The organism is Lewinella sp. (genome assembly GCF_050633125.1).
GTDB lineage: Bacteria > Bacteroidota > Bacteroidia > Chitinophagales > Saprospiraceae > Lewinella.
The window spans coordinates 242136-256883 of sequence record NZ_JBOEFX010000021.1; the positions used below are offsets into that span (position 1 = coordinate 242136).

Here is a 14748-nt window from a genome sequence, read left to right on the forward strand (position 1 = left end):
AGGAGGTTACACCTCCGTGCGCTCGGAGTTCCGCCATTTGTATAAATACATTCATGCATTTACATGAAATGACCAAAGGCCAATTATAGTCCTCCAAGTCAGGATTTGTGAAAATATGACGACCCTATTTTTTTTGACCCTCAAGGCGAAAAACACAGGCATAACCGTAGTTGCAGCGAGTATTTTCAACGCAGCGAGGCGAAAAAATAGCAAGACAGAATTCACAAATCTTGGGTTGGGGACTATAAAAGGAAATCCGCTGCCCCTGAGCCGCAGTTTCCTCATCCGGGCCCCGCGCTTCGGCCTCACGGCCTGCGCGGCTATTGCTGTTCTAGTGGTTGAGGGTCGTTAATGGGGCGAGTTAAATTCGTGAATTTAACCCATCCAATCTCCATCTTATATTTTTCTCAGCTGTATATTGTCTGGTTGTTTTATACCCCCCCCTAAAACCATCAATTTTGTATCATGAAAAAATGGCTCAAAATTTCAGCCTTCCTTATACTGCTCGTTGTTATCGTCACGATACTTAATTATCACTATGTAAAACGACAAACCGCTACCTCTTTATTTACAAACACCAGTGCCATCCCGCCTCAGAAAGTCGGCCTTGTGCTTGGCACGTCCAAGTATTTAGCCGGTGGGCAGATCAACCTTTATTACCACTACAGAATTACAGCAGCGCAGCAACTTTTTGAAGCTGGCAAGGTCCAATTTCTGTTGCTTAGCGGTGATAATGGCACCAAAGAATACAACGAGCCGGCGCAAATGAAAGAAGATTTGGTAGCGCTCGGTATTCCGGCAGATCGTATTTACCTGGACTATGCAGGCTTTCGTACCCTCGACTCTGTCGTACGAGCTAAGGAGATTTTCGGGCAAAAATCCTTTATTTGCATTTCGCAACCCTTTCACGTAGCTCGAGCCATATACATCGGACAGCAACATGGATTAGAAGTTAGCGGATATGTGGCTCAAGAAGTAAGCTTGGCCTATGGTTATACGGTACTTATCCGAGAATACCTTGCCCGTATGAAGATGCAGCTTGATTTAATATTTGGTAAAGCCCCAAAATACTTGGGTGAGAAAATAACGATTGAATAGACCTTATGAAATCACAACACGAACTCAGTTATCCCATCGGAACATTTGCGGCTATCCCTTCCCCTTCTGCCAATATTATTGCTGATTGGCAGCAAATAATAGCCGATTTCCCCAACCAGCTACGCACAGCAACCAGTGGCTTATCCTCCCAAGAATTAGCCTATCACTATCGCCCCGGAGGCTGGACGATTCGCCAGGTCGTTCACCACTGTGCAGACAGCCATATGAATGCTTTTATTCGTTTCAAGTTGGCCCTCACCGAGGACAAGCCCTCCATTAAGCCTTACAATGAGGCTGCTTGGGCAGAAATGGCAGACTACCATCTTCCTATCGAGATCTCCCTGGCCATTCTAGAAGGAATACATACCCGTTGGGTAGCGCTATTAAACGGAATGAAAGAGGATCAATACCAATGTTCTTTTTTTCATCCAGAGCATGGCGCTCCCTTTAGTTTATTATTAGGCTTGGATAATTACCAATGGCATTGTCGGCACCATTTGGCACACGTGAAGCAAGCAAAAGCATTAAAATTTTAGCAAGGTCAACCAGGGCAATCCAGAAAAAGGGTTCAGTACCCCGTAAATACGGCAATCGCACCATCGCAATGGTACGATTAGCCCTCCCAGTTATCGCTCCCTGATTTCATCCTACGAATCTGTATCTTTGTGCGATGGAAGCAATAGAAACCTTTTTGGATCATCTTTCTCAGGCACTCACCAGCCAACAGTTGAGTAAATTAACGCTAAGTAAAAACCGTAGTGCTCAATCCGATTTAAAGAATGTCTATGCACGCCTGGTATTAATCAAGGAAGAGCCACACCTTTCCTGCACGCTGCGTTTTGCTACGCGAGATGAGACCAAAAATTTCCACCTTACACAAGCTACCGCTGCCATAAACAAATGGCTCACCGAAGATTTTCGCCAAGCCGAGTTATTTACGGTTTCCGAACAGACCAGCTTGATGATAAGTAAGAAAGGTAAGGGCTTATTACGCTCCCGTGCTATCGCTACCCGCGAACCCGTTTCATTGAAACACAATCAACAAAAGCAACGCCCACTGACAGAACGGCCAAGGCCCTACCTTACCTCGCTGGGCATTGCTGGGCAGGATGGCCAAATTCTACAAAATGGCCGTCGTAAGTTTCGACAAATCAATAAGTACATCGAACTTATCAGCCACCTTTTACGGGAACAACCATTATCCAAAGGTGCCCGCATCGTAGATATGGGTTCCGGCAAGGGTTACCTCACCTTTGGCTTGTATGACTATCTCGTCAATGAAACCCAACTGCCTATTAAAATGACAGGGGTTGAGCTTCGTCCCGATCTAGTGAAGATTTGCAACACCATTGCTGAGCAAAACAAGTTTCAAGGCTTAGAATTTATCGCAGGTGATATCCATCAGTACCAACCAGATGGCGGTATTGATATGCTCATCGCCCTCCACGCTTGCGATACCGCCACCGACGAAGCAATAGCCAAAGGTATACGAGCACAAGCCGAACTTATTATCGTAGCTCCTTGCTGCCACAAACAAGTGCGCAAAGCAATGCAGCCTCCTGTAACACTGCAACCGATGTTACAGCATGGTATTCTTTTAGAACGCCAAGCAGAAATGCTGACCGATGCTATTCGTAGTTTACTATTAGAAGCGAATGGCTACAAAACCAAAGTGTTTGAATTTATCGGCACCGAGCATACTCCCAAAAATGTAATGATTACGGCCATTAAAAGCCAACCAAGACCTGAAGCACTGGAAGAAATCAAAGACCTAAAGTCTCAGTTTGGCATCGAAAGACATCATCTTGAAGACCTTTTGGTTAAAATGACCAACTAAACTCAACAAAGTCATTATTTTAGCCTCTACAAGCCAACTAGTTTTCATCATTATTACACTAGTTGCCCCTTTTCCTTTTTGAAACCAAGGCTTAAAGCCAACCTCAATACAACCAAATTTTTTGCTTTACTTGGCTATTTTGCTAAGTAAAAGAATTGTACGGCCCTGGACTCACCCCTCCAGTTGCAGCAGCCGGTAATTTGGGTCATTGATAAAGGAACAACCACTATGAGAATTCAAATACTTTCTTTCCTCTACTTACTATTTTCATTACCGCTGTCCGCCCAGCTAACATGCGACGATGAATTTCTCCTAACAGGAAGTGCCACCTTAATGGGAGAGTGCATCCAACTAACCTCCAATGCAAATGGGCAACAAGGTTGTGCCTGGTTTAATGAAGAAACAGACTTTTCCCAGCCTTTCTCTCATACCATGACCCTCAATTTTGGCACCAGCAATGCTGGCGCGGATGGCATCTGCTTAGTCTACCAGAGCAATACTTCCTCTACCTGCGGAATCAGTGGTGAAGGTATCGGAGCACAGGGTATTCCTAATTCCTTTATCGTAGAGTTCGACACCTACCAGAACACTGCCTTAGGCGACCCCGTTAATGACCATGCTGCCATTAATATCAATGGTGATTTTACAACAACTATTAATGGTCCTTATGATCTCGGTAATATTGAAGATGGTAACGACTACGATGTTACCTTCACTTGGGACCCCGCGACCAATACTTACGAAGTCTACTTTGACGGTAATCTGATTCTATCCGGTATTTTTGACATCATCAACAATTGTTTTGGTGGATCTGATATGGCCTTTTGGGGGTACACTTCTTCTACGGGTGGGGCAACTAATGTACATACCGTATGCCCTGGGCTCCCCGCAGAAGTAGTCGCTGATGCAGGAACCATGGTAACCATCCCTTGCGTTGGCGCTTTGGCTTCCCTTGATGGAAGCGGATCTGATTCCGGCCCTGAATTTGAATATGAATGGACAACCAGCAACGGAAATATTGTTTCTGGAGAATTTACAGATATGCCTGTTGTAGATGCCGCAGGAACTTATACCCTTACGGTTTACAACAATCTCACTTTCTGTGAAAGCATGGACGACGTTATCGTTGTCATCAATCAATTGGAAGCTGAAATTGACATTCCGCCTTATCTGGATTGTATCACCGGAGAGGTAACCCTCGACGGCAGCAACTCTACCTCGGGCAACGATATCTCGTACGACTGGACAACCAGCGACGGAAACTTCACAGACACCAATGGCAATCAAGCTACTGTCGATGAACCCGGAGAATACACCCTAACCGTTATCTATGACGATGGCCAAGGTGGCTTTTGTATGGAAGAAACCAGTGTAATTGTCGAAGACAACCCGGATGTCCCTGTAGCATTTGCACTCGATGAGATCCTGACCTGCGACCCACCCAGCGTAGAATTAGATGGAACAGGTTCGTCAGAAAGCAGTGTCTTTGATTACGAATGGACAACCAACGATGGTGTTATTTTAGCCGGAGGCAATACGCTTTTCCCGCTGGTAGGTGCTGAGGGCTTCTACACCTTAACTGTAACGAACAGCATCTCCGGATGCACTGATGAATACGATATTTATGTGACGGCAGATCAGGATATCCCCGATGCGATCGCCATTGTTGATGGAGAGGTGGGCTGTGCAAATTCAAGCCTGGTGATCGACGGTAGTCTATCCTCCTTTGGAGATGAATTCACTTACCAATGGACAACCTCCAATGGCAATATTGTAAGTGGCGCAACAGACTTTTCTCCAGAGGTTGATCAACCAGGCGACTATACGCTCGTAGTCACAGATACAGACAATGGCTGTACAGACCAAACAACCGTAACCGTACAGGGAGGAAACAACCCTGTCATTGTTGACATCACTGCTCCTCCAACACTTACGTGCCTCACTACCAGTGTGGTGTTGGATGGTACTTCGAGTATTCCATTTACCGGCGTCACCTATAGTTGGACGACTACAAATGGGACACTCGTCGGCCCTACAGATCAAGAAACTGCTACCGCTACCGCTCCTGGAGATTATACTTTAGTTGTCACTGAAATAGACACTGGCTGTAGCAATATGGCCACAGTTACCGTAAATGAAAACACAACACCACCTGCCGCAGAAGCAGGAACGGCTCCCCCTTTCAGTTGTGGAGACTCCAACCTGCAACTCAACGGCAATGGCTCTTCTGACACCAATGCCTCCTACCTCTGGAGCACCGCCAACGGTACCATCATCAGCGGAGCTACCACCCTGGACCCTTTTGTAGGATCAGCAGGCACCTATGTCCTCGAAGTCACCAGCACCGTCAACGGCTGTACCGCCACAGACCAGGTGATTGTTGTAGGGGATGATGACACTCCTGTTGTACAAATAATATTAAACGACACCTTGGATTGCCTTACAAACACCTTGGTATTAGACGCTTCCGGGTCCACTAGCGGAATGGACTACAACCTCGTTTGGTCAACCTCTGGCGGCCAATTTGTAAGTGGTACCAACGGCCTTCTGCCAGTAGTAGACCAGTCCGGCGTATACACCCTTGAAATCACCGACACGACCAATGGTTGCAGCAGTAGCGCTTCGGTCACTGTCTTACAGGATACGCTCATGCCTGTTGCAACGATTATGCCGCCCGTTGAGCTTAACTGCCAAGTTACCGATCAGGTATTAAACGGCTCCGGCAGTAGCCAAGGAGGAAACTTCCAATACCTGTGGTCTACTAGCAACGGACAAATCACCTCGGCCAGCGATACGCTCCTGGCGAGTATCAACGCTCCTGGTGACTACCAGCTATTGGTTGAAAACACCAACAATGGGTGTACCTCCACCACTACTGTAACGGTAACAGAAGATATAGTGCTACCCGACTTATCTATACTGCCAATTAGCGAGCTGAATTGTGTACAAAGTGATATGACCATCACTGCGAGCCTGGGCACTTCATTCCCCAATCCTGATTTCCAGTGGAACACTTTGGACGGAACAATCTCAGGTAGCGACAGTACCGCTCAAATTTTAGCAACCAGCATCGGAACCTACAACGTAACGGTACTGAACCCTGCTAATCAATGTACCGATTCCAGCAGCATTCAGCTAACAGAAAACACCGTATCGCCAGCCGCATCCGCAGGAACAGATCAAAACCTGGATTGTAATATAACTACTCACACCCTTGGCGGGAATAGTAGCACCGGCAACAGTATCAACTACACTTGGTCTAGTCCCAATGCAACACTCCCTTCACTTGATAGTATTGCAACCTTAGCCGTTAGCGATCCCGGTATGTATATTCTCGAAGTTTTGGACGAGAATAATGGTTGCTTTGCAATAGACACCGTGCTCGTGACCCAAGACATACAACTCCCTACGGCTATGGTCGCATTGCCTCCTCAATTGACCTGTACCGATAGTCTTTCTCTCTTGGATGGTAGTGGCTCTGTCGGCACCTCCGCATTGCTCTACGCTTGGTCTACCTTGAACGGTAGCCTCGTCGGCAACCCAAGCGCGAATCAAATAAATGCCGGACAGGCCGGTGACTATCAATTGATCGTTACCAACACCATCAACGGTTGTATGGACACTACCTTTACTGTCGTTACTCAAGACGACAACTTCCCACAGGCCAGTATAGTAATGCCTTTGTCGCTCACCTGTGGACGACTGAGCGTCAACTTAGCTGGTACAGCCAATAGTAACAGTGGCAATACCGCCTTCACCTGGACAACCGCTGATGGAAATATTGTGCAAGACGCTAGTACGCTACAACCTTTGGTAGATAGTCCTGGCACGTACACCCTCACCGTCGAAGACACTAACAATAACTGCCGGGCGCAGGCCGAAATTCAGGTGCTGCTAGACAACACCCCACCTATTGTTGATGCAGGGCTGGACACACTCCTGAATTGTGCCCGGACACAGCTGCAATTATCAGGTACTGCCGATGCACAAGGGGCTGGTGTAACCTACGCATGGAGCACGATGAATGGCAACATTCAAAATGGAGCGAACACTGCTACTCCTATGATTGACGCAGCAGGCACCTACCTTCTGGAAATAACAAACACCACCAACGAGTGCTTGGCCACCGACCAAGTAACCGTGACACTGGATACCATCAGCCCTGTTATCCAAATTTTACCACCAGCCATTTTAACTTGCGCTGACACCACCGCTACCCTCGATGCGGGAGCGAGCCTCGCAGGTAGCAACCCAATTTACAGCTGGAGCAATACCACCAGTCTACCCATTACGAATGAAGATCAAGCTATAGCTACAATTACACAAGCTGGAGATTACCAGCTCCTTCTTACCAATACAAACAATGGCTGTAGCCAAACAGCGACCGTCTCCGTACTTAATAACCTGACACCTCCGGTGCCAATGATTGCAGTACCTGACACCTTGGATTGTGTCACCCTTTCGGTAGGGCTCGACGCAACGGGGAGTACCGGAAACATGCTTTCCTTCGCGTGGTCAAATGCAGATGGCAATACGATCACCAACAGCTCAACATCCACACCTACGGTCGGTTTATCTGGTAGCTACGAGTTACTTTTAACGGATAACGACAACGGCTGTACCGCTTCTGCCAACATCTTCGTAGAAGAAGATACCGATACACCACTAGTAGCCATTACAACACCAATAACGGTAGACTGTAACAACCCTAGCATCCAATTGCAAGGTAACACCGCCAGTAATGTAGGTAATGCGCCCGTATACAGCTGGACCACTGCCGATGGTAATATTCTGCAAGATGCTAACACCCTTACACCAACCGTCGACCAAGCAGGCAACTATACACTGATGGTTACCAATACCGACAATGGCTGCGTAGGTAGCCGTACGATTTTAGTCCGAGAAGACCTGGATGATCCTATTGTCCAAATTGCCCCTGTCGACACGCTCAACTGTACGATACTTTCTTTAAATATCCTGGGAGAAAACAGCACCGGAACAAGTAGCTTATCCTACCTGTGGGAAAGCCCTGACGGGAATATCATCAGTCCTGCTGACGAAGCCAACATTACGGTAAATACACCGGGAAGCTATGGTCTTTTAGTCACCAACCTCACCAACGGATGTACCGATAGCTTAGGTACAACGGTCTTTCAAGATACGCTTCAGCCAGTAGCCATGATTGATATGGCGGGTATTTTAGATTGTGGAACACCAAGCTTAATACTAGACGCTGGCGCATCGAGCAGCGGGCCTGATCTGACCATCACCTGGTCGACAACCAACGGTCAAATAGACGACGGAGCAGATGGTTTATTGCCGGAAATTAGTCAGCCAGGTATCTATACCCTGGAGATTGTGAATACAGAAAATACCTGTTCCGATAGTGCCAGTATTGAAGTATTACAAGATGACGATGTACCTGTTATCATCTTTGCTACGCCGGCGGAACTCAATTGCAATGTACTAAACACACCATTAGATGCAACAGCCTCTAGCATGGGGGCGGATTTACTCTACAGCTGGACGACAACAGGTGGGGTCATCCTCTCTGGTGCCGACGGACTCAACCCACAAGTAGGCGCACCCGGCACCTATATTCTTATGATTGAAGATACCAGCAACGATTGTAGCAACACTGCCAATGTCATCGTGGAACAAGACATTACACCACCCCTCGCTTCTGCGGGCAACGATTTCGTACTGGATTGTACCGATGAGCAGGATAACCTAAATGGCTCCAACTCTTCCCAGGGCAGTAACTTCACCTACCTCTGGACATCAGTTAATGGGGCGACCATTTTCAACGAGAACACACTATCCCCAACTATCAATGCCCCCGGAGACTATCAAATCCTTGTGACGAATACCGACAATGGTTGTACCGCAATGGACCTTGTGACCGTTACCGAAAACATCCCTGTCGCTACATTGGAGGCAGTACAACCACTCTGTTTTGGCGACGTTGGCTTGATCAACTTCAGCAGCATTCAAGGTGGCACCCCTCCTTATCTTTACAGTATCAATAATGGAAACAGCTTGCAGTCGCAAACACTTTTTACGAACATCCCCGCAGGTGTTTATCAGACATTAATTGAAGATAGCAATGGCTGTACCTATGAAGAAACGATTGAAATCATTCAACCCGATTCGCTCTACGTGCTGGTCACCCAGCCCGAATTAGAGATCGATTACGGAGACAGTATAAGACTGATTGCGCAAACCAACTACCCGGAAGCATCACTGGCACAAATCAATTGGGAAGACGCATCGACGCTTAGTTGTGGCGATTGCCTGGCCCCTTACGCACAGCCTACCGAAACAAGCCTTTATCAGATCAGTGTAATTTCAGAAAATGGCTGTAGCGACAAAGCCTTGGTCAGGGTTTTCGTCAACCGGGATTTCCCGGTGTATTTCCCTAATATTTTCTCGCCCAATGGTGATGGCGACAATGATGTATTTTATCCATTTGCCGAATTGGGCAGTGTCACCCAAATACATCAATTCGACATTTTTGATCGCTGGGGGAACGCTATTTACACCGTTGATAATTTTGCGCCCAATGATCCTCGCTACGGATGGGATGGCACCAAAGCGGGTGTAACAATGAACCCTGCGGTATTCGTCTATTTTGCCGAAGTAGAGTTTGCGGATGGTCGAATCGAGATATTCAAAGGAGATGTTACACTTATTCGATAGTTGCGCACAAATAAATAATAGTCATGAATTCCGAACAGATTAAAGAAAAAACAAGGCCCTTAATCAACAAGGTGTCACCTATATCGGAGGGGTCGTTAGACCTGGTGAATGACTTGATCGTAATTGAAGTTTATGAAAAAGGAGATCTTTTTATAGATAGAGGAAAAAGAAATAACAAGGAGTACTTTGTTTACGAAGGTGTTTGCCGGAGCTTTCTACTAAGCCCGGAAGGTGAAGAAGTAACCATCTCCTTCTTTCTTGAAGGCGGTGTACTTTCTCCAAATAAAACGAGAACGGCCAATCAAATATCTCACCTCAACTTTCAAGCGCTTACCAAGCTAACCGTTGCCAGTTTAAACGCTGACAAGTTTGAGCAGCTCATGATAAATCACATTGACATACGTGAGTTTGGAAATATGGTTTTACAAAATGAACTCCTTGCAAAAGTTGAGAAAGAAATTGGCCTCGCTTCGCTGAATGCTAAAGAAAGACTCCTTCTTTTCAGAGAAAAATATCACTTCCTGGAAAATCTAATCTCACATATTGACATTGCCTCCTATCTCGGAATTACAAATATTTCCCTAAGTAGACTCCGTAAAGGACTTATGGCGTAAAATATCATCCTTTAACAAATGTTAATGGATTTGAAATCAGAAGCATCAATCTTTGTGGAGAATTAAAAACAAAGAAAGATGAAAACTTCCTCAAGTCCCTCCCCGCAAGGATTTAATGTAAATAAAATTAATCCACTTTGGTATCTCGCAATCGGAGTAGCTACCATTACGCTATCTCACATGACCTTTAGTATTGAAGTTATGGCTTGGGTTTCAAGTGTTCCTTTTTTAATTTATCTAAGTCTCACACAAGGCTGGAAGTCAAGATTAACCTTTTTTCTGGCTTTCGTTTTAGCTTGGACTTTGGTGGTAGCGAAGATTATTAGCGAGCCAATACCCCTAGTGCTAACCTTCCTCTACTCGATCCCAATTAGTTTATTCCACCTGCCCGCTTACCTAGCCTGGAGTAGATTTAAAAATCAAAAATACGCGCTGTTTCTATTTCCTGTTATCATGATCATTATGGAATGGATTCAATACACTTTTACTCCTCTTGCCAGTTGGGGAGTAGCAGCATATACCATGCACGATAATGTATCACTTATTCAAACAGTGTCCTTGTTTGGCTTGGCTGGGCTCAGCTTTCTGATTTACTGGGTTAATGTCTCAATTGCTACTATCATACTCAAAAGGAAAACCGCTATTTCAACATTTCAGCTTCCGGTAATTATGTTGTTCCTTTTAATTGTTTTTGGCTCTATTCGTTACGACTTGAGTAAATCCAATGGCGTTGACACCGTAACTGTTGCAGCAGTTGGAACAGATTCCGAGGTGAGTGGTCTACCATTACCTTCTAAGAAAAGTAATGAACAGAATAAAACGGCATTATTTGAGCGAACCAGAACAGCAGCAGATGGTGGTGCTAAAATAATAGCATGGAACGAAGCTGCCTTATTTATAATGCCTGAAGAGGAGCAGGAATGGATTAAATCCATAAAAGAACTAGCCATTGAACTCAATATCACTTTGGTAGCTTCTTATGTGACACCCATTTCACAAACGCCCTTTAGGTATGAGAACAAGTACCAATTTATTGATTCGTCAGGGAACATCACGCATTCCTACCTCAAGCATCAACCCGTACCAGGAGAGCCAGCCGTGCAGGGAACATCACCTTTAAAGGTGATTGATGTAACAGGAACAAAAATCGGAGCTGCTATTTGCTATGATTATGATTTTCCATACCTGGCAAAAGAGTATGGTGAATTAGGAGCCGATATGGTTATTCTTCCGTCAAGTGACTGGAGAGGCATTGACCCTGTGCATACAGAAATGGCTGCCTTTAGAGCAGTTGAGCAAGGTCACTCGGTGCTGCGTTCAACGCGTTTTGGGCTTTCCGCAGCAATCACACCATACGGTGAAATGGCTTCACAAATGAGCAGTTTTGATGGAAATAAAAAAATCATGTATGCACAACTGCCTGCTAAAGGTGTTACTACATTATACTCCATCATTCAGGATAGTTTTGTTTACCTGTCTATAGGCTTTTTACTATTTTTCATTGTAACTACCATTCGATCAAAAAAAAGCGCCCCGACTATTCAACGTTCGTAAGGATTACAAAGCGCATAAGGCGTATCCCACTCATTCAGTAATGAGAAAGGCGACAAAATGCCATTTAGCACTTTGTCGCCTTTTTAAGTAACTCTGCTCCTTGTAGTCCCCAGACTACAAGGATATATCCCGCTGGTCTCCCGACCAGCTCGTGGCGATTTTGAAAACTCTCAAATAATTACTTCGCTAAAAACTCTCCGTTCAACTGGCGAATCTTAATCCGGAAGGCAGCAAACAGCAAGGTCATAAACGGACTTAGGTAATTGAAGATCGCGTAGATGAAATAATCGACGACGGATACGCCAAGTACCCCAGACTGATAAGCGCCACAGGTATTCCAAGGCACCAATACCGAAGTAACTGTTCCTGAATCTTCCAGCGTACGACTTAGGTTTTCAGGCGCAAGGCCGCGTTCCTCATAGGCTTTAGAAAACATCTTACCAGGCACAACGATTGCCAAGTATTGATCAGATGCCGTGACATTGAGGGCCAAACAGCTGGCCACGGTGCTCGCAAACAAGCTAAAAGTACTTTCTGCCATATTGAGCAGTGAACGACTGATGCGTGCAAGTGCTCCGATGGCATCCATGATTCCACCAAAAACCATCGCACATAAGATCAACCAAATCGTACCCAACATTCCAGACATTCCTCCGGAAGAGAAGAGGTCATTAAGTAGAGCATTGTCTGTCTCCACAGCTACATCCACCGTCATGGCTTTCATCACCCCAACGTAAGCGCTGGTGAAGCTAAGCGAATCTGTTTCGGCTATAGCCGCCACAACGCCTGGCTGAAAACCTACCGCAAAAAAACCGCCCAGCAACGTACCCGCCAACAAGGCGATTAAGGGTTTCGTTTTTCGGATAATCAAAAGAATAACCGCTATGGGTACCAAAAACAGGACTGGGCTAATATAAAATTGCTGCTCCATCGCACCAAGCAATGCTTTGGTATCGGCGACACCTGTAGGCTCTATCGTCAGGCCAATTATTATAAATACGATGATGGTAACGATAATGGTAGGAACAGTGGTGTAAGCCATATAGCGGATGTGCGTGAACAATTCGCCACCAGCCATAGCCGGTGCCAGGTTGGTAGTATCTGACAATGGCGACATTTTATCACCGAAGTACGCTCCAGACAATACCGCTCCTGCGACCATGCCCAAAGGAATACCAATCGCTTGGCCAATCCCTATCAAGGCAATACCTACCGTGGCTGAAGTCGTCCAGGAACTACCCGTAGCAATAGAAATAATGGCACAAATGACCACCGTAGCAGGTAGAAATATCGTTGGGTTCAATATTTTTAAACCATAAAAAATCATAGATGGAATGACGCCGCTGATGAGCCAGGTTCCAGCCAATGCACCCACAAATAATAAGATAAGAATGGCTTCCGTCGTCGATTTGATGTTGTTGGCGACTTCATCAATCATTTTGCTGTAGGAAACCTTGTTCATAAACCCAACAATGGCAGCAACCGCGCCACCTATGAGCAAGATAAACTGGTTAGAGCCACTGAGGGCATCGTCCCCAAAAACACTCACGTTGAAACTAAGTAGGATAACCAGAACAATGACGGGAATTAACGCTTCCCAGATGTTGAGTTCCTGATTTTCAATAATTGGCTGTTCTTCCATGAGTGTTTTTTATTCTTCTTTCGTAATGGTTTCAATCTTCACCGTTTCAATACGGGTATTACTCACCAGTTCTATGATAAAGCGATAATCGCCAAGCTCCAGTATCTGTCCTTGTTCAGGAATGTCTTCCGTTGTGGTTACCAGATAGCCGGAAAGGGTATGGTATTCTCCTTCCGGTAAAAAGAGGCCATATTTTTCGTTAAGATAATCGATTTCCAAGCGCCCGGAAAACAAAAAGGCGCCTTCACCAAATTCCTCTTCTATATGGTCCCCTTTATCGTGTTCATCTTCTATTTCTCCAAAAATTTCTTCCAGAATATCTTCCAAAGTAATGATGCCTGAAATACCTCCAAACTCATCGAAGACACAGGCGATGCTCATCTTTTCTTTAATGAGCTTATTCATCAACTCCGTTACATACATCGTTTCAGGTACGAATGGAATCGCTAAGGCAAGTTGCTTAATGCTTTTGGGTTCTTCAAAAAGTTGCTGATGATGCACGTAGCCCAAAACATTGTCGACATCTTCATTAATGACCAAAAGCCGCGACAAATGGGTCTTTTGGAAAACCTCTACCAATTCTTCTATACTGGCACTTACATCAATGCTCTCAATTTCGGTGCGTGGAACCATACTCTCCCGTACGCGCACTTCCCGCAGGTTCAGTGCTTTTCCAAAAAGGTCTTTGTCAATTTCCTCCTGAGCCTCAGATCGAGACTCTCGCACAAAGTTTTCCAAATCCAGTCTGGTCAGTATTTGCTCCGTTGGTGCTACTCTCTTTTTAAAGAGCAATCGTAAAGTTAGGTCCGACGCTTTGGTCATTGCCCATGCAAAAGGAAAGAGTAAAAACTGAAGGGAACGCAATGGGATCGCCAGTTGATAAAGAAAATCATCCGCAAACAAACGGAACAGTGTTTTGGGCAGAAATTCACCAAACAGCAAAACCACAATCGTGATCAGCACCGTTTGTAATAACACCTGAGATATGCTTTCTTCGGAAATCCCCAACATCTGAGACAGTACAGGAGAGAGCAGCTGCCCCATTAGATAGGTGAAAATAACCAGGGCTATATTGTTCCCCACCAGCATCGTGCTAATGAAGTTATTTGGCCCATCGTACCACCCAGACAAGATCAGGCTCCGATAGGAACCTTTCTTTTTCTTGAGTTCGATCTTCAGCTTGTTCGCTGATACAAAAGCCATCTCAGAGCCTGAAAAGAGCGCTGAAAAAGCAAGTGCTGCAACAATCCCAATAAAAAGCCCCATAGGTTACTTTAGTTAAAGGGATGAAGATAGTAGTTTTT

General features: G+C 45.5%; 8 protein-coding genes. 6 read left to right on the plus strand and 2 right to left on the minus strand.

Going from position 1 to position 14748, the window contains the following annotated elements; genetic code table 11:
* The first annotated feature begins 465 nt into the window (after positions 1 to 465).
* The 6 genes from ACRBG0_RS06480 (at position 466) to ACRBG0_RS06505 (ending at position 11802) form a co-directional block, all read left to right on the plus strand.
* Positions 466 to 1098 (plus strand): SanA/YdcF family protein, encoded by a 633-nt coding sequence (locus ACRBG0_RS06480; protein WP_431486089.1) that lies wholly within the window; start codon positions 466 to 468, stop codon positions 1096 to 1098.
* Positions 1099 to 1103: 5 nt separating this feature from the next.
* Entirely contained in the window at positions 1104 to 1634 is a 531-nt protein-coding gene (locus ACRBG0_RS06485) for a YfiT family bacillithiol transferase (protein WP_431486090.1), read from the plus strand.
* Positions 1635 to 1768: 134 nt separating this feature from the next.
* Positions 1769 to 2935, plus strand: a complete 1167-nt coding sequence (locus ACRBG0_RS06490) for a class I SAM-dependent methyltransferase (RefSeq protein WP_431486091.1) — start codon at positions 1769 to 1771, stop codon at positions 2933 to 2935.
* 228 nt (positions 2936 to 3163) lie between these two features.
* Positions 3164 to 9634, plus strand: coding sequence for a lectin-like domain-containing protein (locus ACRBG0_RS06495; protein WP_431486092.1), 6471 nt, complete (start codon positions 3164 to 3166; stop codon positions 9632 to 9634).
* A gap of 104 nt (positions 9635 to 9738) precedes the next feature.
* The gene (locus tag ACRBG0_RS06500; protein ID WP_431486120.1) at positions 9739 to 10248 is read left to right on the plus strand and encodes a Crp/Fnr family transcriptional regulator; all 510 of its coding nucleotides are present in this window, start codon (positions 9739 to 9741) and stop codon (positions 10246 to 10248) included.
* A gap of 78 nt (positions 10249 to 10326) precedes the next feature.
* Complete coding sequence (locus tag ACRBG0_RS06505; RefSeq protein ID WP_431486093.1) at positions 10327 to 11802, plus strand: nitrilase-related carbon-nitrogen hydrolase; 1476 nt, start codon at positions 10327 to 10329, stop codon at positions 11800 to 11802.
* A 178-nt stretch (positions 11803 to 11980) separates the two neighbouring features.
* On the opposite strand, the gene nhaC is transcribed toward ACRBG0_RS06505, so the two are convergent.
* Complete coding sequence (gene nhaC, locus ACRBG0_RS06510) at positions 11981 to 13444, minus strand: Na+/H+ antiporter NhaC (protein ID WP_431486094.1); 1464 nt, start codon at positions 13442 to 13444, stop codon at positions 11981 to 11983.
* A 9-nt stretch (positions 13445 to 13453) separates the two neighbouring features.
* Positions 13454 to 14710: a hemolysin family protein gene (locus ACRBG0_RS06515; protein WP_431486095.1), complete on the minus strand. Its 1257-nt coding sequence runs from the start codon at positions 14708 to 14710 to the stop codon at positions 13454 to 13456.
* Positions 14711 to 14748: the final 38 nt, after the last annotated feature.

Coding starts and splice junctions, on each gene's coding strand:
- ACRBG0_RS06515 (WP_431486095.1), bottom strand. CDS start 14,710: ATGGGGCTTTTTATTGGGATTGTTGCAGCACTTGCTTTTTCAGCGCTC.
- nhaC (WP_431486094.1), bottom strand. CDS start 13,444: ATGGAAGAACAGCCAATTATTGAAAATCAGGAACTCAACATCTGGGAA.
- ACRBG0_RS06495 (WP_431486092.1), top strand. CDS start 3,164: ATGAGAATTCAAATACTTTCTTTCCTCTACTTACTATTTTCATTACCG.
- ACRBG0_RS06480 (WP_431486089.1), top strand. CDS start 466: ATGAAAAAATGGCTCAAAATTTCAGCCTTCCTTATACTGCTCGTTGTT.
- ACRBG0_RS06490 (WP_431486091.1), top strand. CDS start 1,769: ATGGAAGCAATAGAAACCTTTTTGGATCATCTTTCTCAGGCACTCACC.
- ACRBG0_RS06505 (WP_431486093.1), top strand. CDS start 10,327: ATGAAAACTTCCTCAAGTCCCTCCCCGCAAGGATTTAATGTAAATAAA.
- ACRBG0_RS06485 (WP_431486090.1), top strand. CDS start 1,104: ATGAAATCACAACACGAACTCAGTTATCCCATCGGAACATTTGCGGCT.